Origin of the sequence: Mycobacterium sp. KBS0706, assembly GCF_005938675.2 — a bacterium.
Taxonomy (GTDB): Bacteria; Pseudomonadota; Alphaproteobacteria; order DSM-16000; family Inquilinaceae; genus Inquilinus.
In genome coordinates, this window is sequence record NZ_VCCH02000119.1 from 1 (window position 1) to 19,993 (window position 19,993).

Genomic DNA, 19,993 nt, shown 5'->3' on the forward strand with positions numbered 1-19,993 from the left:
CGGCATCCGCCCGGACCCGGCCTGGCTGGACCCGGACCATTCCGGCGCCGGCGGGTCCCATGGCCGCATGGCAGGGGAAGACGGCAAACAGGACGATGGCGAGGATGACGATGAGCCCGTTTCGCCCTGGTGGCCCCAGGACGGCCCCGAGCAATGCCGGTACTTCTACTTCAAGGGCAGCCAGAAAATCCCTCCCGGCTGGATCGACCTCTTCACCGAGAAGCGGCTCGACCGCCCGCCCTGGGAACTGAAACCGCACCGCCGCTGAGCGCCGCCGACCACACCTGCCATTCCCAGCCTTCCGCTCTCCCCTTCCCCTTGCGGGCGGGGGCCAGGGGGAGGGGTCTATGCGCGTCCGTGTGGCGGCTACAGGCTCTGCGCCGCGAAGGTGTCGCAACTGGTCGGGTTGCCGCTGTCGAAGCCGCGGCGGAACCAGCGCACCCGCTGCTGCGAGCTGCCATGGGTGAAGCTGTCGGGCACGACATAGCCTTGGGTCTTCTTCTGCAGCGCGTCGTCGCCGACCGCGGCGGCGGCCTGCATCGCGCTCTCGACGTCGCCCGGCTCGATGAACCGGCTCTGCTGGTCGCCGCGCTTGGCCCAGACCCCGGCGAAGCAGTCGGCCTGCAGTTCGACCTTCACCGACAGGGCGTTGCCGTCGCCGCCGCGGCTGCGCTGCTCGGCCACCTTGTCCATGATGCCGAGCAGGTTCTGGACGTGGTGGCCGACCTCATGCGCCACGACATAGGCCTCGGCGAACTTGCCGGGCGCGCCGAAGCGGCGGCTCAGCTCGTCGAAGAAATCGGTGTCGATATAGACCATCCGGTCGCCCGGGCAGTAGAACGGTCCCATCGCCGAGCTGGCCGAGCCGCAGGCGGAGCGGGTGGCGCCGCTGAACCGCACCAGCTTCGGCGGCGCGTAGCGGCTGCCGGCCTCCTGGAAGATGGCGCCCCAGGTGTCCTCGGTGCTGCCGAGCACGGCGGCGAGGAACTGGGAGTTCTCGTCCTGCGGGGCGGGGCCGGAGGCCGTCTCGGTCTGGGACGAGCCGGGGTCGACCTGCTGCAGCAGGGCTGACGGATCGACGCCGAAGAACAGCGCCACCAGCACGATCACGATCGCGCCGATGCCGCCCACGCCGCCGACCGCGGCCGGGCGCATGCCGCGCCGGTCCTCGACATTGCTGCTGCGCCTCAGATCCTGCCACCGCATGGACGTTCTCTCCCCTGGTCGCGCTGCCGGAAACCCGGCTCGGCCTTGTCCGGTTCCATCCTAGGAAGGTTGGGCCTAAGGAAGGTAGGGCGATCGCGCGATCCGCCATCGTTTCGCCGCGCAATTCCGCCTAGGATGGTGGATCGCTTCGTTCCGGACGGTTTCCTTGGTCCAGACTGCCAGCTTCGCCGCCGCGACTTCGGGAATCGGCCGTGACCGCAGCCTGGAGCTCGAATCGAGGCACGCCGGGTGATGCGCCGGCTGTGGATCGCCGCCGCCCTGCTGTGCCTTGCGGCGGCGGCTCCGGCCGAGGCCGCCAAATACGGCCCGAACAGCTGCCGCTGGGCCTTTGATGACCGCTGCGACGAGCCCGAGATCGGCACCGGCGACTGCACGCGCGGCACCGACACCGCGGATTGCCGGGCGGTCCGGGCCGGTGGCGACGACAGCTGCCGCTGGGCCGAGGACCACAGCTGCGACGAGCCGAACATCGGCACCGGCGTCTGCGCCGACGGCACCGACGTCACCGATTGCCGGCCGCTCTACACCCGGCGCAACCGCGACAACAGCTGCGCCAGCGCCTTCAACGACATCTGCGACGAGCCGGGCACCGGCACCGGGCGCTGCGCCGTCCGCAGCGACACCGCCGACTGCCTCGGCCGCGACACCCCGGCCGGGATCCGCGACCACTTCTTCGGCCATGACCACCGCCGCCTGGCCCCGGCCGACCGCATGCCGTGGAGCGCGATCGGCGAGCTGACCTTCGACCACGGCGCCTGCTCCGGCACCATGGTCGGGCGGCGGGTGGTGCTGACCGCCGCGCATTGCTTCATGCGCGACGACGATTCGCTGGACAAGCCGCGCCGCTTCCGCGCCGGCCGGGTCGGGTCGACCCAGGTGGCCCAGGCCGGGATCGTCGGTTTCACCCTGCCGCCCGGCTTCCGCGAGGGGCGCAGCCGCGGCGGCGAGTCCTGGTACGATCTCGACTGGGCCCTGATCGAGCTCGACGCCGATATCGGCGACGTCACCGGCATCATGACGGTGCACCGGCTGAAGCCGGAGGACCGCGCCGACATCGCCGCCGGGCGCTGGGTGCGGGTGCTGCAGGGCGGCTATTCCTGGGATGCGCCGGACCGGATGACCGAGCATGTCGGCTGCCGCATCGTCTCGCTGCGCGACGACGGCACGCTGCTGCACGACTGCGACATGACCAAGGGCGACAGCGGCTCGCCGATCTTCATCAAGCGGCCCGGCGGCTATGCCGTCGTTGCCGTGGTCACCCGCTTCTATGGCGGCGACGGCGGCGACCGCTCGGCCTATCTCGCGGTCGACAGCCGGGCCTTCGAAAAGGCCGTGGCGAAATACGTGGCGGCCCATGGCGGGTGAGCGGTGAGGGGCCTCCTCGCGGCGCTGGCGGTGCTCGCCCTGGCCGGGCCGGCCATCGCCGATGATTCGTGCCGCTGGTCCCGGGACGACGCCTGCGACGAGCAGCGCTTCGGCGGCTCGGGCGAATGCGCCGCCGATACCGACGATGCCGACTGCGCCAGCTTCAAGACCGGCGACAACAGCTGCCGCTGGGCCTTCGACGGCCAGTGCGACGAGCCGGGGATCGGCACCGGCGAATGCGATGCCGGCCGCGACAGCACCGATTGCCGGCCGCTGCGAACCGGCGGCGGCGACGGCTGCTACTGGGCCAGCGACGGCGCCTGCGACGAGCCCGGCATCGGCACCGGCGTCTGCCCGGACGGCACCGACATCAGCGACTGCCGGCCGCTCTACGCCCGGCGCAACCACATCAACAGCTGCGCCACCGCCTTCGACGATGTCTGCGACGAGCCCGGCATGGGCACCGGGCGCTGCGCCGCCCGCAGCGACACCGCCGATTGCCTGGGCCGCGACACCGTCCCCGGCATCCGCGACCATTTCTTCGGCCGCGACGACCGCCGCATGGTCCGGCCCGACCGCATGCCCTGGAGCGCGATCGGCGAGATCGCCTTCGACAGCGGTGGCAGCTGCACCGGCACGCTGGTCGGCCGGCGGGTGGTGCTGACCGCGGCGCATTGCTTCTTCCGCGACGATGGCAGCCGTGACGAGCCGAACGGCTTCCGCGCCGGCCGCGACGGCGACGGCGCGGTGGCGGAGGCCGGCATCGCCTCGATCCGGCTGGCGCCGGGCTACCGCCCCGACACCGACCGGGAGGAAGATGAGCGCGCCGATTACGGGTCGGATTGGGCCATCCTCCTGCTCGATGCCGATATCGGCGACCGGGCTGGCATCATGGCGGTGCACCGGTTGACCGCCGCGGACGAGACGCGGATCGCGGCCGGCGGCTGGGTGCCGCTGGTCCAGGCCGGCTATGCCTGGGACGCGCCGGACCGGATGACGGCGCATAGCGGCTGCCGCGTCCTGGCGCTGCGCCGCGACCACACGCTGAAGCATGATTGCGACATGACCAAGGGCGACAGCGGCGGCCCGATCTTCATGAAGGAGAATGGCGGCTACGCCGTCGTCGCCGTGGTCACCCGCTTCTTCCGCGACGGCGGGGACGAGAACGCCTATCTCGCCGTCGACAGCCGCGCCTTCGCCGACACGCTGGCGACGTATCTGGCCGCGCATGGGGGGTGAGCGCGGGGCGGGGGGATCGGGGCGCCTTCGTCGTTGCGCCGGGGGCGCGAAGGCCCTAGCGTGCGGCACGTCATGACCGACGCACCCAACGCCGCCCTTCTCCCTGAAGGCTTCTACGACGTCCTTCCGCCCGACGCGGCGCAGGAAGCGGCGGTGATCGAACGCATGATGGCCGTCCTCGGCGGCCACGGCTTCGACCGCGTCAAGCCGCCCTTGGTCGAGTTCGAGGACACGCTGCTGTCCGGCGTCGGCGCCAGCATGGCGCGCCACACCTTCCGGCTGATGGACCCGATGGGCAGCCGCATGCTCGGCCTGCGCGCCGACATGACGGTGCAGGTCGCCCGCATCGCCCGCTCGCGCCTGGCCGCGGCGCCGCGGCCGCTGCGCCTGGCCTATGCCGGCCAGGTGCTGCAGGTGCGCGGCACCCAGCTGCGGCCGGAACGGCAATTCGCCCAGGTCGGTGCCGAGCTGATCGGCGGCGCCCAGCCGGCGGCCGACGCCGAGGCGGCGCTGCTGGCGGTCGAGGCGCTGCAGGCGGTCGGGGTCGACCGGCTGGCGCTGGACCTGACCGAACCGACCCTGGTGCCGGCGCTGCTCGGCGCCCATGGCGTGGCGGGCGAAGCCGGCACCGCCCTGCGCCACGCGCTCGACCGCAAGGACGCCGCCGCCGTCGCCCAGCTCGGCGGCGCTGCCGCTGCGGCCCTGGGCGGGCTGCTCGCCGCCTCCGGCCCGGCCGATGCGGCGCTGGCCGCGCTGTCCCGCATCGACCTCCCGGCGGTGACCCGGCCGATCCTGGACCGGCTGGCCGAGGTGGTGCGGCTGATCCGCGCCTCGGCGCCGGAGCTGATGGTGACGGTCGACTTCGTCGAGCATCGCGGCTTCGAGTACCACACCGGCGTCGCCTTCACCCTGTTCGCCCGCGGCGCCCGCGGCGAGGTCGGCCGCGGCGGCCGCTACCGCGCCAATGGCGCCGAGGGCGAGGAGGCGACCGGCTTCACCCTGTTCATGGACACGGTGCTGCGCGCAGCGCCGCCGCCCCAGGCGCCGCGCCGGGTGTTCCTGCCGCGCGGCACCGCGCCGGCCGAAGGCACCGCGCTGCGGGCCCAGGGCCATGTCACCATCGCCGGGCTGGATCCCGGCGCCGATCCTCTCGTCGAGGCGCGCCGCCTCGGCTGCGGCTGGGTCCTGCGGGACGGCCGGCTCGACGAGATCTGAATTAGAAGGCACGAGGTATTCCGATGGCGAATGTGGCCGTGGTCGGCGCCCAGTGGGGCGACGAGGGCAAGGGCAAGATCGTCGACTGGCTGTCCAGCCGGGCCGATGTGGTGGTGCGGTTCCAGGGCGGCCACAATGCCGGCCACACGCTGGTCATCGGCAACAAGGTGCTGAAGCTCTCGCTGCTCCCCTCGGGCATCGTGCGGCCGGGCAAGCTCGGCATCATCGGCAACGGCGTGGTGGTCGACCCCTGGGCGCTGCTGGCCGAGATCGAGCGGATCCGCGACCAGGATGTCGAGGTCGGGCCGGAGAACCTGCTGCTGGCCGAGAACGCGGCGCTGATCCTGCCGGTGCACGGCGCGCTGGACCGGGCCCGCGAGGCGTCGCGCGGCGAGGCCAAGATCGGCACCACCGGCCGCGGCATCGGCCCGGCCTATGAGGACAAGACCGGCCGCCGCGCCATCCGTGCCTGCGACCTGGCCGACGAGGCGGCGCTGCCCGGCAAGATCGAAAACCTGCTGGCGCACCATAATGCCCTGCTGCGCGCGCTCGGCGCCGACGAGGTCGACCCGGCCGAGCTGCTGGCCCAGCTGCGCGAGGTGGCGCCGAGGATCCTGCCCTATGTCGGGGTGGTGTGGGAGCGGCTGGACGCGCTGAAGCGCGACGGCAAGCGCATCCTGTTCGAGGGCGCCCAGGGCGCGATGCTGGACATCGACCACGGCACCTATCCCTTCGTCACCTCCTCCAACACCGTGGCGGGGCAGGCGGCGGCGGGCTCCGGCATCGGGCCGAAGGGCATCGGCTATGTGCTCGGGATCACCAAGGCCTACACCACCCGCGTCGGCTCCGGCCCGTTCCCGACCGAGCAGCAGAACGACATCGGCCGCCGCCTGGGCGAGCGCGGCCACGAATTCGGCACGGTGACCGGCCGGCCGCGGCGCTGCGGCTGGTTCGACGCGGTGATGGTGCGGCAGGCGGTGAAGACCGGCGGCATCGACGGCATCGCCCTGACCAAGCTGGACGTGCTGGACGGCTTCAAGACATTGAAGATCTGCACCGGCTACGAGCTGGACGGCCAGGTGCTGCAGCATCTCCCGGCCGGCCAGTCGGCCCAGGCCAACGCCAAGGCGGTCTACGAGGAGTGGGATGGCTGGGAGGAGAGCACCAAGGGCGCCCGCTCCTGGGCCGACCTGCCGCCGACCGCGATCAAGTACATCCGCCGGATCGAGGAGCTGATCGAGGCGCCGGTGGCGCTGCTCTCGACCAGCCCGGAGCGCGACGACACCATCCTGGTGCGGGACCCGTTCCAGGACTGAGGAGACGGGGCGCTGGCTGACGGGCCGGCGCCACCCCCTCACCCGAAATCGCCGCGCGATTTCGACCTCTCCCCAAGGAGAGGTGTTTGGAGCGCTGGCTTTATTTCCCTCTCCTCGGGGAGAGGGAGGGGCCCGCCGCGTTGGCGGCGGGAGGGTGAGGGGGAGAGCGGTATCGCCTTCCTCGCGTTACCCCGCCGGCCCCACCCGCAGGATCTCGCCGTCGCTCTCATCGGTGAGCAGATACAGCGCCCCGTCCGGGCCCTGGGCCACCTGGCGGATGCGCAGGGCCAGATCCTCCAGCAGGTCCTCCGACCCGGTGATCCGGTCGCCGTCGCGCTCGAGCCGCACCAGCTTGGGGATGGCGAGGCCGCCGACGAAGACGTTGCCGCGCCAGCCCGGCATCGCGTCGGCGGTGTAGAAGGCCATGCCGGAGACGCCGATCGACGGCGTCCAGTGGTGGATCGGCCCGGTCATGCCCGGCGCCTCGCTCCGGCCGGCACCGACCGGGCTGCCGTCGTAGTTCACGCCGTAGGACACCACTGGCCAGCCATAGTTCTTGCCGGGCTCGGGGATGTTGATCTCGTCGCCGCCGCGCGGCCCGTGCTCGTTGAGCCAGAGCACGCCGGTGTCCGGGTTCAGCGCCGCGCCCTGGGCGTTGCGGTGGCCATACGACCAGATCTCCGGCAGCGCATCCCGGCGGCCGGCGAAGGGGTTGTCCCCGGGCACCGAACCGTCCGGGCGGATCCGGATCACCTTGCCGAGATGCGAATCGAGCTGCTGCGCCTGGCCCCGAAACTGCGCCTTCGACCGCTCGCCGAGGGTGATGAACAGATGGCCCTGCCGGTCGAACACCAGGCGCGAGCCGAAATGCATGGCGCTGTCGAGCTTCGGCCGCTGCGAGAACACGACCTCCACCCCGGTCAGCCGCGTGCCGTCCTCGCTCAGCCGGCCGCGCGCCACCGCGGTGGAGTTGCCGCCGTCGCCGGCCTCGGAATAGCTGAGATAGACGAGGCGGCTCTGCCCGAAGCTCGGGTCGACCGCGACGTCGAGCAGCCCGCCCTGGCCGCCGGTGTCCACCTCCGGCACGCCTTCAAGCGGCTCGGAGACTTTGCCGCCGCCGACCAGGCGGAGGTTGCCGTCGCGCTCGGTCACCAGGATCCGGCCATCCGGCAGGAAGGCGAGGCCCCAGGGGTGGCGCAGCCCTTCGACGATGGTCTGGACCCGGATCCGGCCCTTCTCGGTGTCGTAGGCGGCATCCACCGCGGCGGCATCCGGTACCGGGGCCAGCAGGGCCGCGGCGGTGAGGGCAGGGGCGGCGAAGGCGGGGATGGGCACGCGCATGAAGCTCTCCTCGTCTCGGTCTCGTCCCGTTTGACATGGGGGCCGGGGGATCGCAGGCAACGCTTCGCCGCAACGCGCTTCGCGGACATGATGACGCGGCCGGGGAGGGCAAGCGGATGACGGACGGGATCGGGCAGGCGCTGCGTCAGGCGGTCTCTGCCACGCGCGGGCACTTCCGCTACGAATCTGGCCATCACGGCGACCTCTGGCTCGACCTCGACTCGCTGTTCCTCGACGCCGCCCGGATGCGCGGCTGGGCCGCGGCGCTGGCCCGGCAGGCGGCGGGGCTGGGGGCGGAGGTCGTCTGCGGCCCACTGACCGGCGGTGCCTTCCTGGCCCAGTCGATCGCAGCCGAGCTCGGCCTCGGCTTCATCCATGCCGAGCGTGGGATCGAGGGCCGCGCGGTGCAGTACCGGATCCCGGCGCCGCTGGCCGCCGCTCTGGCCGGGCGTCGGGTGCTGGTGGTTGACGACGCGATCAATGCCGGCTCGGCGCTCGGCCTGACGCTCACGGAGCTGCTGCGCCATGGCGCCGTGCCGGCCGGCATCGCCTGTCTGCTCACCCTCGGCGAGGCCGCGGGCCGGATCGCCGCGGCGCAGGGCGTGACGCTGCTGGCCTTGGCGGCGCTGGAGCGCGGGATGTGGCTGCCTGAGGACTGCCCGCTCTGCGCCGCCGGCGTGCCGCTCGTTGATCAGGCGCCGGGCGCGTAGGGTGGGTTCGCGGCCGCGAACCCAACACTGGTGCGGGCTGCGCGATGTTGGGTTCGCTCACCGCGAACCCAACCTTGATCTAAGAGGAAAGGCAAAGCATGACGCGGCAGACGATCGGCGCGGTGACCCTGGTGGTCCGCGACTATGACGAGGCCAAGGCCTGGTACACCGAAGTGCTTGGCTTCGACCTGGTCGAGGACACGCCGCTCGGCGACGGCAAGCGCTGGCTGCTGGTGGCGCCGCCCGGCGGCCCGAATCTCCTGCTGGCGTGGGCGGCGACGCCGGAGCAGGAAAGCCGGATCGGCGACCAGACCGGTGGCCGCGTCTCCCTGTTCCTGCACACCGACGATTTCCGCCGCGACCACGCGGCGATGACGGCGCGCGGCGTGGTGTTCCGCGAGACCCCGCGCGAGGAGGCCTACGGCACGGTCGCCGTGTTCGAGGACCTGTACGGCAATCTCTGGGACCTGCTGCAGTTGAAGGCCGCATAGCCGGGCCGCAGCCGGCCTTCACGAAATCGCCCGGATTCTGCGGCAGGATCGGCGGCGGGACTCGGAGGGGGATCTCATGCGGGGATGGCAGCGTGCGGCAGCGGTGGTCGTGGCGGTCGCGGCCGTGGGTGGCGGCGTCTATGCCTGGGGCGAGGGGGCGCTCCGGCCCTGCGGCCCGCTCGACCGCATCGTCCATGCCAGCGCCTGCCGGCGTCTGGCCGTGTTCGACGACCAGGACCTTACCCATATGATCGCGGCGTCTGACGGGACGCTGCTGGCGGTGTCGCGCCAGCCGGGGCAGGAGCCGCAGCGGCCGCAGGAGCTGCTGCGGATCGACCCGCAGACCGGCCAGGTCCGGTCGCGGGTCGCGCTGGCCCAGGTGCCGCCGGGCACCAGCTGGAGGGCCGCGGCGGTCTCGCCTTCCGGCCGCTGGATCGCCGGCCTGTTCTTCGACGGGCCGCTGCAGGTGATCGACGCCGGCAGCGGCGCCACCCGGTCGACCCTGCGGCGTGGCGCCGCCCGGCTGACCTTCGTGTCGGAGGACGCGCTCGCGCTCGATCCAGGCGTGACCTTCTGGGGCGTGCCGGACTCGGCGCCGGTCGTCTCGGTCGCCGATGACGGCGACCTGCCGGCGCGGCCGGTGGCCGAGGTGCCCGGCCTGTTCGCCGCCGGCGTCTCCACCGTGCAATCGCCCGACGGCGCGATCCTCGCCGAGCATGTCGAGACCCGCGGGGAGAGCGGCGTGATCGCGGTCCGGCTGGCCGATGCGGCCGACCGCGCACGGTCCAACCTGCTGCTGACCGGGGCGCTGGACGTCCCGACCTTTGTCCCCGGCCTGCAGCAGCTGCTGCCGGAGCTCGCCTTCAGCCCCGACGGGCGGCGCCTGGCTGCCAGCTTCGGCATGTCCGACCGCTGGGGGCACGACACCACCGCGCTCTTCGTCTGGGAGGTGGACGGCGGCCGGCTGCTGCGCCGAATCGCCAGCCGGGAGACCTTCCGCAACCTGGTCTGGAGCGCCGATTCCCGCAGCCTCACCGCCACCCGCTACACGCCGGACAGCTGGACCGAGCCGGTCAAGACCGGGGTCACCGAGCTGATCCGCATCGATATCGGCGGGTGAGGACGCGCAAACGAAAACGGCCGGAGCGATGCCCCGGCCGTCTCTGTTCCGTCAGGTCCCGTGGTCAGTGGGCCAGCTTGGCCTCGACCGCGGCATTGCGGATCGCCTTCTGCAGCTTCTCGAAGGCGCGCACCTCGATCTGGCGCACCCGCTCGCGGCTGATGCCGTATTCCTGGCTCAGATCCTCCAGCGTGGTCGGCTCGTCGCGCAGCCGGCGCTCGCTCAGGATGCGGCGCTCGCGGTCGTTCAGATGCGCCATCGCATCCTTCAAGAGCTGCTGGCGCTTGCCGAGCTCCTGCCGGTCCGCGAGCATCACCTCCTGGCTGTCGCGCTCGTCGACCAGCCAGTCCTGCCACTCGCCCTCGCCGTCGACGCGCAGCGGCGCGTTCAGCGAATGGTCCGGCGCGGCCAGACGGCGGTTCATCGAAACCACGTCCTGCTCCGGCACCGACAGCTCGGTGGCGATCTTGGTCACGGTCTCCGGCTTCAGGTCGCCATCCTCGATCGCCTGCAACTGGCCCTTCAGCTTGCGCAGGTTGAAGAACAGCTTCTTCTGCGCCGCCGTGGTGCCCATCTTCACCAGCGACCAGCTGTGCAGGATGTATTCCTGGATGGCGGCGCGGATCCACCACATGGCGTAGGTGGCCAGACGGAAGCCGCGGTCCGGGTCGAAGCGCTTCACCGCCTGCATCATGCCGACATTGCCCTCGGAGATCAGCTCCGAGATCGGCAGGCCGTAGCCGCGGTAGCCCATCGCGATCTTCGCCACCAGCCGCAGATGGCTGGTCACCAGCCGATGCGCCGATTCGGTATCGCCATGCTCCCGCCACGCCTTGGCGAGCATGAACTCCTCCTGCGGTTCCAGCATCGGAAACTGCCGGATTTCCTGCAGGTAGCGGCTCAGGTTGGATTCGGCGCCCAGGACGGGCAGGCGTGCAGCTGTTGCCATGATCTTGCTCCCTCTCCGGCGCCCGGGCCTTGGGAGGCGGGCGCCCTGCCGGATGACTCGTCCGGACATCGTCATAATACCCGACTTCAGTACTCGGGTATACGGTCTTCCCCTGCGAGGGAGACGAGCAAATGTCGCATGTCTCCCGGCAGGGGCCTTGTGAATTCGAGTTCACGTTGATCCGCCGGATGGCGGAACCGCAGCTTCGCCGCATGCAGGGCCTGCCGCGGAAAGCCGCGCGCTGTCTCGTCGCCGCCGGCCCTGGACCCGATAGCCGAGCGCGGGCGTCGGCCATAGACCGGGTCGCCGATCAGCGGGTGGCCGATCGAGGTCAGGTGGACCCGGATCTGGTGGGTCCGCCCGGTGTCCAGCTTGCAGGCCACCAGGCTGGCCTCGGTGCCGGCGGGGCGCAGCACCCGGTAGTGGGTCCTGGCCTGCTTGCCACCTGCCTTAACCAGGGCCATGCGCTGGCGGTTCCGCGGGTCGCGGCCGATTGCGCCCTCGATCGTGCCGGCCGAAGGGCTCGGCCGGCCCCAGACCAGGGCCAGATAGGTGCGCGACAGGGTGCGATCCGCGAACTGGGCCGACAGCGCCTTGTGGGCCGCGTCGGTCTTGGCCACCACCATCAGCCCGCTGGTTTCCTTGTCCAGCCGGTGGACGATGCCCGGGCGGGCGACGCCGCCGATGCCGGACAGCTGCGCGCCGCAATGGGCGAGCAGGGCGTTGACCAGGGTGCCATCGGGATTGCCGGCCGCGGGGTGGACCACCAGCCCGGCCGGTTTATTGATGACGATAAGATGGGAATCCTCGTACACGATATCAAGTCCGATCGCCTGCGGCTCGGGCTCCGCCGGGACCGGCGGCGGCACCCGGATTTCGAAGCGCTGGCCGGGTTTGACCTTGACCGAGGCGTCTTCTACTGTCCGCTCGCCCTCCCGCACGCAGCCCGCGGCGATCAGCGCCTGCAGCCGCGACCGGGACAGGTCCGGCACCGCGGCGGCCAGGGCGCGGTCCAGCCGCTGGCCGGCGGCGTCCGGGCCGATCATGACGGGAATCGTCTCGTCGAGCGAAAGGGGTGCGGCGGGTGCGTCTGGAAGCTGGGTCATTGCGGGCGGTGAAGATAACCGTTTGGGCGATGCTTGTGGTCATCATCCTGCTCGTCGCCGTCGTCGTCGGGGAATTGGGCCGCCGGTTCTTCGCCCCGGGGACCGCCCCGGTACCGACCGCCGCCGCTCCCGCCACGACGCCGGCGACCGCCGCCGCGCCGTCCGCGCTGCCCGCCGGCAGCCGCATCGCCAGCATCACCGTCGCGGGCGATCGCGCAGTGATCCTGATCACACTGCCCGGCGGCGGGCAGGAACTGCGCAGCATCGACCCGCGCAGCGGCGCCGCCGCGACCCTTCTGACCACCTCTCCGTAACCGGAAGACTTCGGCCATGAGCGACGTGATCAACCTCGCCAGCGACAACGTCGCCGGCGCCGCGCCCGAGATCCTGGCGGCGATCGCCAGCGCCGCCGGGGGGCGCCAGCCCTCCTATGGCGGCGACGAGGTCACCGCCCGGCTGCAGGATCGCCTGTCGGATGTGTTCGAGCGCCGCGTCGCCGCCTTCCCGGTGCCGACCGGCACCGCGGCGAACGCGCTGGCCCTGGCAACATTCACCCCGCCCTGGGGCGCGGTGCTGTGCCATCGCGAGGCGCATGTCGCGGTCGACGAATGCGGCGCGCCGGAATTCTACACCCATGGCGCCAAGCTGCTGCTGGCCGACGGCGCCCATGGCAAGCTGACCCCGGCGACGCTGACGGCCGCCGTGCCGGAGTGGCGCGGCGACGTGCATCGCAGCCAGCCGGCGCTGCTGAGCCTGTCGCAGGCGACCGAATCCGGGACCGTCTACAGCCCGGCCGAGATCGGCGCGTTGGCCGAGGCCGCGGGGAACCATGGGCTGACGGTGCATATGGACGGGTCGCGTTTCGCCAATGCCCTGGCAGGGCAGAACTGCTCGCCGGCCGAGCTGACCTGGAAGGCCGGGGTCGACGTGCTGTCCTTCGGCGGCACCAAGAACGGCTGTGTCATGGCCGAGGCGGTGGTGTTCTTCGACCCGGACAAGGCGGCGGATTTCGCCTTCCGCCGCAAGCGCGCCGGTCATCTGCTGTCGAAGATGCGCTTCGTCTCGGCCCAGCTCGAGGCCTATCTGGCCGACGGGCTGTGGCTGCGCCTGGCAGGCAACGCCAATGCCCGGGCGCGGCAGCTGGCCGCGGGGCTGCAGGCGCTGCCCGGCGTGACGCTGGAGCATCCGGTCGAGGCCAACGAGGTGTTCGTGCGCCTGCCGGCGGCGCTGGCCGAGGGCTTGCCGCGGCAGGGCGTGCTCGCTGCGCATTGGGAAGGCGAGATCTGGCGCTTCGTCGGCGCCTTCGACACGGATGCGGCGACAATCGAGACGGTGCTGGAGCGGGCGCGCCGCTGCCTCGCGCCGGGTGCCGTCGCGGTGGCCGGATAGGGCTGTCAAAAAACAGACGGAAATGTCTTGCGTCGGCGCGCGGGCTCCCCTATATCCGGGCCCGCGCCTCAGTCCCCTTCGTCTAGAGGCCTAGGACACCGCCCTCTCACGGCGGTAACAGGGGTTCGAATCCCCTAGGGGACGCCACTTCGGTACAAAACTAAGTACCTCTGGCCCCGCGGTGGGCGAAGCGTCAAGCGTGCGCAGCAGTGTGCTTTTCGAGCCTGTAATTCGGATCTCTCGGCCGTCGATGACGTCGACGCGCTGTGCCAGTGCGCGGAGATGATCGCGCTTGAGTGTCCCGTCACCATTCCGCAGCTTGCGCCGCGCCGCCTGGGCAAATCGCCGCAGGACTTCCGCGGTGATCGTGGCGCCGACCCCGTCGACGAGGGAGGTTACGCGGTCTGCATCGGCCCGCGCCTGATCACGGATCGCAGCCAACTCCGACAATCGGTCCTTGAGTGCCGGGTCGCTCAGGTCGGCGATGCCGCTTTCGATCGCCTGGTAGAGGCGCTTCAGCTTCGCTTCTGCTTCCGTTGCCCGCTTTCGCAACTCAGCAACGTGGCCCCGGCGGCGCTCGATCCATTCCTCACGCCGCTCCAGAAGGTGTCTCAGGATCTCGTGGAGACGGCGGGGATCGAGCAGCCGCCATTCCAGATGATCGACCACCACGTGGTCGAGCTTGTCCATCCGCACGCTTTGGCCTCGGCAGCCCCGCTTGCCTTGGCGAGCCGCCGTCGAGCAGGTGTAGTAGCGATATTGGTTGTACTTGCCGGTGCGCAGCGTCATCGGCCCGCCGCAAATTCCACAAAAGCAGATGCCGGTCAGCAGGGTCGGACCGCTGACCAGACGCGGTGCCCTCCATTGTGGGCTGCGCGACCGCAGGTTCTTCTGGACTGCATCGAACTCCTCCTCGGTCACGACCGGAGGAACCGCGATCTGAATGACCTCGTCCTCCGGCTTTGGCGCCCTGGTCTTGAAGTTGAGCTTGTTGAAGCGGTGCCGACCGACATAGCTCGTATTGGTGAGGACCTTGTGGACCGATGCGATGCCCCAGCGGCCGCCGTCGCGGGTACGGATGCCGCGCTCATTGAGATGGGTGGTGATCGACTTGATCCCCATCGGACCGCTCTCACCATCCCCCTGGAGGGCCAGTCGGAAGATCAGGCGCACGGTTTCGGCATGGATGGGATCGATCTCGAGCTTCTTCTTGACCTTCTGCCCGCGCTGCTCGGCGGCGACGATGCGGTAGCCGATCGGCGGCCGGGCACCGTTCCAATAGCCCTGGCGCGCATTCTCCTTCATCGCCCTCAGGGTGTGCTTGCCGTTCTCCTTCGACTGGTACTCATCGAAGAGCGCCATGATCTGCCGGATCATATTGCTCATTGGATCGTCGCCGAGCTCCTGGGTGATCGAGATGAGGCGGACGTTGTTCTTGACGAGCTTCCGGACATAGAACTCGAGCTGGAACTGGTCCCGGAAGAAGCGCGAGAAGGAGTGGACGACGATGATGTCGAAGGCCGGCGGCTTGGAGCACGCGGCATCGATAAGGCGCTGGAACTCCGGGCGCCGGTCGTCCGTCGCTGACAGGCCCGGCTCGACATATTCCGCCACCGGCCGCCAACCCTTACGGCGGCAATATGCCTCCGCCTGACGGCGCTGATCCGGGATAGACAGATCGCTTTCGGCCTGCCGCCCAGTGGAAACACGGAGGTAGAGCGCGGCGCGGAGAGTGCTGCCGTGCGCGTTCCATGCTGATGTGGTCATGTCGGCACTCTCTCCTGGATCACCGGCTGAAGATCTCGTCGAGGAAGTCTCCGAAATACGCCTCGAACACCTGCAGTTCTGCCTCGGTGACCGGCACTATCTCCGGCCAATCGTCCACAACGATCAACTCCGAATTGTGCGCCTCGGGGCGAGCCGTGCCCGGCGGCTCACACCAGCCCGCGTCCGCCGGCATCGCTCCGCTCCACGCCAGTGGCTCCTGGGGACCAGAGCTGCGCCCGCGGAGCGGGCGGATCAATCTGCCGAGGGCCGACCGGGGCGGGATGGGCGGGCTCCCGATGGCGGAAACGTCCCTACCTGCCGGAGTCCGGCTTCCTCAGCCGCACGCCCGGACCGCCGCCGTTCTCCGGGATGAACTCGATGCCTGCCGCCTCCAAGGCCGCGCGGATTGAAATGAGGTTGTTGGGCATTGGAGTGCGGACACCTCGCTCAAAATCCACGACCGTTGGCTTCGACACCTTTGCCGCTTCCGCAAGCTCGGCCTGGCTCATCTTCAGCATCGCCCGTGCGCCGCGACACTGGTCGGGAGTAATCTTATCTTCGGGCAAAGGTTTGCCTTTTTTGTTGACGCGAATCTAGTCGTTTGTCAAATTAACAAATGCCTGAAACAGCAACAATGAAGGCGGCCGGACGAGGTGCGGGAACACCCCGCCCGGCCTGACCACAATCCAGCTTACGAGGAGCCGGATCATGGCTGATTCCGACGATACCACGACTTTGCCTGCGCTCAGCCGCCGCGCCCTGCTTGGCGGCGCCACCGTCCTGCCGATCGGCGCGGCCGATGCTCGGCGCCGCGGCGCCAACTCCGATCCCGTCCTCGACCTCTTCCAGGAGTGGCGCGCTCTCGATGCCGAGCTCGATGCCTGGCAGGACGATTGGCAGCAGAAGGAGGGCGTCCTGCTCCGGACCATCGGCATGCCGCGCGTGCTGGTCCCCGTGCCGGGCAAGGCTGAGCCGGTTTCGGCCTGCGAGCCTGCTGAGATCGACGAGCTTCTGGAGGACCTGCCGGGAACGGAGGAGCTTCGGCAAGGGCTGCACCGTGAATTCGCGGCGCACCGGCGCCGCTGGGAAATCGCCGCCGCGGCCATCGGGCTCGGCCCAGTGGAGGAGCGCGTCAACCTCGCCTGGGATCGGTGGGAGGCCCTCACTGAGACCGTATGGCAGGTTCCGGCGGGCAGCCTCGCCGGCGTCGCCGCCAAGCTCGCCATGGTTCTCACGATGGGCCAGCCCCGCTGCGATGATGAGGAGTTCCCATGGCCACCCCTGCGCTCCCTCCTCGCGGACCTTCAGCGCCTCGGGAAGTTGCCGGACGGCATGGTGTCGACCTCCCGATAAAAGATCCGCTTGATCGAAGCTGTCGGCCACGAGAAAAGCGGCTCAACCGTGAACAACCCGTAAGAGCATTAGAAACAGCTGGACTTGCGGAGCGGCTGCGACAACAGTCGCTCATCGATTCCAAAGGAGAACAGAAATGGCGGGGGAGACTTCCGTCGGGCTGCAGCAGGAAACGGCGGACGAGACGCGAAAGCTGACGGTGCAGATCGTTGCCGCGCATGTGGCTCACAATAATGTTGCGACAAACGACCTGCCGGCACTGATCGATCAGGTCTACAGCGCCCTCAGCGGCCTCGGGAAACCTGTCGAGCCGGCGCAGGAGCGGCCGCAGCCGGCGGTGCCGATCAAGAAGTCGATCACGCCCGACTACATCGTCTGCCTCGAGGACGGCAGGAAGCTGAAGATGCTCAAGCGGCATCTGAAGACCGCCTACAACCTCACGCCGGACGAGTACCGGGAGCGTTGGGGGCTGCCCGCCGACTACCCGATGGTCGCACCGAGCTACGCCAACCAGCGCAGCGCGCTAGCCAAGACGATTGGACTTGGGACGCGTCGCCCTGTCACTCCGCCGGCTGCCGCGCCCCAACCTGGACCCGCCGCTTCGAAGGCCCGCCGTACCCGCAAGGCGAGCTGACAGTCTGGATCCGGTGCTCGTCGGCGGGCATTCTCGCGAGCACCGGTGTCCCCGCCGGCGGCGACGGGCGAGGCGCGTCCGGACCGTGGACTGCCGTTTGCTCAGATGCTTTGGCCGGTTGGTCCCCTTTGCTGTCATCAAGGGGCCGACCAAGTCGTTGCGAACCGGACATCGCCAGCCGTGGCGTTTGATCCCAAACCAGACATGAGGCTGGGCCAAATCGTCCCCTTCTGGGTCAGCCCGGCCAGGGTGGTGCACCAGCAGCGCTCGTAGGTTGCTCTCGGATTAATGTCCGATGCTATCATGCAGCCAACGACACTGAGATAGGCATGGATCGCGCCGTTCGCAGAATTGAAGCGGCTCGCTCGAAAGCCCAGCAGGATGAGCCGCGGCCGTTCTCGGCGTATGACGATGCGGCGAACATCATTCTGCTCGGCGACCCTGGTGCGGGCAAGACGCATACGTTCCGTCAATCCGCGGCGCGCTGTGGCGGTCGCTATGTGACGGCACGAGCGTTCCTGGTCACGCCCGCCGCCAGATTTGAGGGCACACTGTTTATTGATGGGTTAGATGAGAAGCGTGCGGGACGCGGCGACCGGGACACAGTCGATGCCCTATCAGGCTGTTGAAGAAGTGATGCGTTTGGCTTTGAGGATGGCCTCGTCGCCGTTGTGATAGGCGAAGGCGATCTCGATCGAGCCGTCGTCGATCAGTTCGGCGGAGCCGTCACCGGTGACCTCGTCCATCTCGTCGAAGCCGTCCCATGAGAAGAAGATCATCGAGGAGCTGTAGCTGAGATCGAGGGTGGCCTGCATCGCGCCAAAGGCGATTTCGCCGCGGTTGTCGGCGCCGATGGTGATCGTGGCGGGACCGCAGAGGTCGAGATAGTCGCGATCCCACAGATCGGCTTCGACGATCCGCCATGGGCCGACGAGCGGGTGCTTCCCGAGGGCCGTCATGTCGGCGCCGCGGCGAGCAGCTTCGGCAGCCGCACCAGGTTGTAGGCGGCGACAGCGAAGGTGAAGGCCCAGCCGACGCGGTCGCGGCCGCGGAACCGGGTCTTGCGCTGCCCGGCGACCGTCTTGATCCAGCCGAACGCCTCTTCGATCCGCGTGCGCAGGCGCTGGCTGACCCCATAGCCGGCGTGCCGGGTCGTGCGCCCGTCGATCGCCGAACGGCGCCCGCTGGTGTTCTGCGCCACATTCGGCGTGACATTCATCGCGCGCAGATCGGTGACGAAGTCCTTCGTGTCATAAGCCTTGTCGGCGCCGAGCGTGATCGCCCGCGGCCGGTCGGCGTGCGGCTCGATCATGTGCAGGGCCGCCACCCGCTCGGCATACCCGTTCGCGTGGGTCAGGCAGGCCTCGACCAGCAGGCCGTGGCGGTTCTCCATCAGCCCGTGCCCGATGAAGCACAGCTTCGTCTCCTTGCCCCGCCCCTTGCGGTAGAGCCTGGCCTCCGGATCGGTGGTCGAGGCATGCGTCTCGTTCGTCCGCTTCTGCCCGTGGAAGTCCACCTCCGCGTTGCGCCCGCCATCCTCGGCTGGCGGCTCGCCCGATCCATCCTTCGGCTTGACGCTCTTCATCGAAGCCCACGCCTCGATCAGCGTGCCGTCGACTGAGAAGTGATCGCTCGACAGCAGCCGCTTCACCCGGGCATGGGCCAGCACTGCGGCCAGGAACTTCGCCGCGATGTCCCCCGCCAGCAGCCGGTCCCGGTTCTTCGAGAACACCGAATGATCCCACGCCGCGTCGTCAACGCCGATCCCGACGAACCACCGGAACAGCAGATCGTACTCCAGCCGCTCCATCAGCAGCCGCTCCGAGCGGATCGAGTAGAATGCCTGCAACAGCAGCGCCCGCAGCAGCTTCTCCGGCGGGATCGACGGCCGCCCCAGCGGTGAGTACAGCGCCGCAAAATCACCCGCCAGCGCCGACAACACCTCGTTCACGATCTCCCGGATTGCCCGCAGCGGATGATCCCGCCGAACCCGCGCCTCCAGATCCACGTAACTGAACAGCTCTCCGCTCCGACTATCGCTGCCACGCACGACCCATCCTCCCCATCCCGGGTCAATGAATCATGACCACAGCCGAAGGACGAGAACCCTTTTTCAACAGCCTGTTAGGCCTCCGTGTCTGGAGGGGGCGGCACAGCAGATGTTCGCCACCAATTGCCGTCGCGTCTCCAAAGAGCCGAATCCGGCCGATCGTCGGTTTGAGCGCCGCCTTCATTGGACTGTCCGCAAGGGGTCGAATCGAGCCTCGTCCGCTTTCCGGGGCCGAGGGCGATGTCGGCTCTCGGGTAGCCTGCAGTGGGCCTGGCGGTCCGAGAAGGGCGGTCAACAGAAGGTCCGCCTTCAGCCGCGGGTGCGTTGACCAGAATGTCCGCTCGGGAGCGACCCGACAGTCGGTGGAATGTCCGCAAAGGAGATGAGCAGACGCTCGACCGGCCGAGCCGGAACTTCCGCAGAGTCCCCTCTGCGGACGTTCGGAGGCCGTCCGGGCTGCTCCAAACCGGACATCCGCCTCGACCAAGTCGGCCCCAAAACCGGACCTTAGCTCTGAGTGTAGATCGGCGTGGGGTATCGACGCTGATTGGCACGGTAGGCGCCTGGTTATGCGTGATACTGAGGGGGCACAATCCGGCGCTTATTCACAATCTGATCATCGAACGACGCGCCGCTGGCGGACGCCGCGGCGCGCGCAGATACCCAGAGGAACCTCGAACGATCGCCAGCCGCAAGGCCACATCCATGAGTGATTTCCGAG

20 protein-coding genes, 1 tRNA gene and 2 pseudogenes are annotated in these 19,993 nt (G+C 69.5%); 14 read left to right on the forward strand and 9 right to left on the reverse strand.

The genetic code is table 11. The annotated features are described in order from the left end of the window. Window positions 1-268, forward strand: a 268-nt coding sequence (locus FFK22_RS43435; protein WP_186002856.1) for a hypothetical protein, incomplete at its 5' end; no start/stop codon positions are given. Between the two features lie 98 nt (window positions 269-366). On the opposite strand, the gene FFK22_RS36395 is transcribed toward FFK22_RS43435, so the two are convergent. Next, the gene (locus tag FFK22_RS36395; protein ID WP_138893500.1) at window positions 367-1,206 is read right to left on the reverse strand and encodes a neutral zinc metallopeptidase; all 840 of its coding nucleotides are present in this window, start codon (window positions 1,204-1,206) and stop codon (window positions 367-369) included. A 252-nt stretch (window positions 1,207-1,458) separates the two neighbouring features. Between FFK22_RS36395 and FFK22_RS36400 the strand changes: the two genes are divergently transcribed. The 4 genes from FFK22_RS36400 to FFK22_RS36415 all read left to right on the forward strand — a co-directional run bounded on the left by FFK22_RS36400 (window position 1,459) and on the right by FFK22_RS36415 (window position 6,362). Next, on the forward strand, window positions 1,459-2,592 hold the full coding sequence (locus FFK22_RS36400; protein ID WP_306770228.1) for a serine protease: 1,134 nt from the start codon (window positions 1,459-1,461) through the stop codon (window positions 2,590-2,592). 3 nt (window positions 2,593-2,595) lie between these two features. Further along, window positions 2,596-3,831, forward strand: a complete 1,236-nt coding sequence (locus tag FFK22_RS36405; RefSeq protein WP_138893502.1) for a serine protease — start codon at window positions 2,596-2,598, stop codon at window positions 3,829-3,831. Window positions 3,832-3,903: 72 nt separating this feature from the next. Continuing rightward, the gene (locus FFK22_RS36410; RefSeq protein WP_138893503.1) at window positions 3,904-5,046 is read left to right on the forward strand and encodes an ATP phosphoribosyltransferase regulatory subunit; all 1,143 of its coding nucleotides are present in this window, start codon (window positions 3,904-3,906) and stop codon (window positions 5,044-5,046) included. A gap of 23 nt (window positions 5,047-5,069) precedes the next feature. Next, entirely contained in the window at window positions 5,070-6,362 is a 1,293-nt protein-coding gene (locus FFK22_RS36415) for an adenylosuccinate synthase (protein WP_138893504.1), read from the forward strand. Between the two features lie 186 nt (window positions 6,363-6,548). Here FFK22_RS36415 and FFK22_RS36420 read toward each other — a convergent pair whose 3' ends face one another. Continuing rightward, window positions 6,549-7,703 (reverse strand): PQQ-dependent sugar dehydrogenase, encoded by a 1,155-nt coding sequence (locus tag FFK22_RS36420; protein ID WP_138893157.1) that lies wholly within the window; start codon window positions 7,701-7,703, stop codon window positions 6,549-6,551. Between the two features lie 116 nt (window positions 7,704-7,819). Here FFK22_RS36420 and FFK22_RS36425 point away from each other — a divergent pair, with 116 nt between their 5' ends. The 3 genes from FFK22_RS36425 to FFK22_RS36435 all read left to right on the forward strand — a co-directional run bounded on the left by FFK22_RS36425 (window position 7,820) and on the right by FFK22_RS36435 (window position 10,024). Beyond that, window positions 7,820-8,413, forward strand: coding sequence for a phosphoribosyltransferase family protein (locus FFK22_RS36425; RefSeq protein ID WP_138893158.1), 594 nt, complete (start codon window positions 7,820-7,822; stop codon window positions 8,411-8,413). Window positions 8,414-8,511: 98 nt separating this feature from the next. Further along, entirely contained in the window at window positions 8,512-8,904 is a 393-nt protein-coding gene (locus FFK22_RS36430) for a VOC family protein (RefSeq protein ID WP_138893159.1), read from the forward strand. 76 nt (window positions 8,905-8,980) lie between these two features. Further along, window positions 8,981-10,024: a WD40 repeat domain-containing protein gene (locus FFK22_RS36435; RefSeq protein ID WP_138893160.1), complete on the forward strand. Its 1,044-nt coding sequence runs from the start codon at window positions 8,981-8,983 to the stop codon at window positions 10,022-10,024. A gap of 64 nt (window positions 10,025-10,088) precedes the next feature. Here the strand turns inward: FFK22_RS36435 and rpoH are convergent, their stop codons facing one another. Both rpoH and FFK22_RS36445 read right to left on the reverse strand, forming a co-directional pair. Beyond that, entirely contained in the window at window positions 10,089-10,973 is an 885-nt protein-coding gene (rpoH, locus tag FFK22_RS36440) for an RNA polymerase sigma factor RpoH (RefSeq protein WP_138893161.1), read from the reverse strand. An 86-nt stretch (window positions 10,974-11,059) separates the two neighbouring features. Further along, complete coding sequence (locus tag FFK22_RS36445; RefSeq protein ID WP_221939122.1) at window positions 11,060-12,019, reverse strand: RluA family pseudouridine synthase; 960 nt, start codon at window positions 12,017-12,019, stop codon at window positions 11,060-11,062. A gap of 89 nt (window positions 12,020-12,108) precedes the next feature. Between FFK22_RS36445 and FFK22_RS43440 the strand changes: the two genes are divergently transcribed. From FFK22_RS43440 to FFK22_RS36460, 3 genes are all read left to right on the forward strand, one after another. After that, entirely contained in the window at window positions 12,109-12,393 is a 285-nt protein-coding gene (locus FFK22_RS43440) for a hypothetical protein (protein WP_186002857.1), read from the forward strand. A 16-nt stretch (window positions 12,394-12,409) separates the two neighbouring features. After that, complete coding sequence (locus FFK22_RS36455) at window positions 12,410-13,468, forward strand: low specificity L-threonine aldolase (RefSeq protein WP_221939123.1); 1,059 nt, start codon at window positions 12,410-12,412, stop codon at window positions 13,466-13,468. A 71-nt stretch (window positions 13,469-13,539) separates the two neighbouring features. Beyond that, window positions 13,540-13,615 (forward strand) — tRNA-Glu (locus tag FFK22_RS36460). Between the two features lie 567 nt (window positions 13,616-14,182). On the opposite strand, the pseudogene FFK22_RS44905 reads toward FFK22_RS36460, so the two are convergent. The 3 genes and pseudogenes from FFK22_RS44905 to FFK22_RS36470 form a co-directional block, all read right to left on the reverse strand. After that, a pseudogene (locus FFK22_RS44905) lies at window positions 14,183-15,235 on the reverse strand (recombinase family protein); the annotation flags it as partial. Window positions 15,236-15,254: 19 nt separating this feature from the next. Continuing rightward, window positions 15,255-15,428 carry a hypothetical protein gene (locus FFK22_RS43445; RefSeq protein ID WP_186002858.1) on the reverse strand — a complete coding sequence of 58 codons (174 nt, stop codon included), beginning with the start codon at window positions 15,426-15,428 and terminating at the stop codon, window positions 15,255-15,257. Window positions 15,429-15,546: 118 nt separating this feature from the next. Then, a complete protein-coding gene (locus FFK22_RS36470) occupies window positions 15,547-15,753 on the reverse strand; it encodes a helix-turn-helix domain-containing protein (protein WP_138893163.1) in 207 nt (68 codons plus the stop codon). A gap of 190 nt (window positions 15,754-15,943) precedes the next feature. Between FFK22_RS36470 and FFK22_RS36475 the strand changes: the two genes are divergently transcribed. From FFK22_RS36475 to FFK22_RS36485, 3 genes and pseudogenes are all read left to right on the forward strand, one after another. After that, entirely contained in the window at window positions 15,944-16,588 is a 645-nt protein-coding gene (locus FFK22_RS36475; protein WP_138893164.1) for a hypothetical protein, read from the forward strand. 136 nt (window positions 16,589-16,724) lie between these two features. Further along, a pseudogene (locus FFK22_RS36480) lies at window positions 16,725-17,147 on the forward strand (MucR family transcriptional regulator); the annotation flags it as partial. Window positions 17,148-17,551: 404 nt separating this feature from the next. After that, window positions 17,552-17,851 (forward strand): DEAD/DEAH box helicase family protein, encoded by a 300-nt coding sequence (locus FFK22_RS36485; protein WP_138893166.1) that lies wholly within the window; start codon window positions 17,552-17,554, stop codon window positions 17,849-17,851. On the opposite strand, the gene FFK22_RS36490 is transcribed toward FFK22_RS36485, so the two are convergent. Both FFK22_RS36490 and FFK22_RS36495 read right to left on the reverse strand, forming a co-directional pair. Beyond that, a complete protein-coding gene (locus FFK22_RS36490; RefSeq protein ID WP_138893167.1) occupies window positions 17,840-18,181 on the reverse strand; it encodes a hypothetical protein in 342 nt (113 codons plus the stop codon). The two genes, FFK22_RS36485 and FFK22_RS36490, sit on opposite strands and share 12 nt — an antisense overlap. Next, entirely contained in the window at window positions 18,178-19,272 is a 1,095-nt protein-coding gene (locus tag FFK22_RS36495; protein WP_138893168.1) for an IS5 family transposase, read from the reverse strand. The genes FFK22_RS36490 and FFK22_RS36495 overlap by 4 nt, the downstream gene beginning before the upstream one ends. Window positions 19,273-19,993 lie beyond the last annotated feature (721 nt).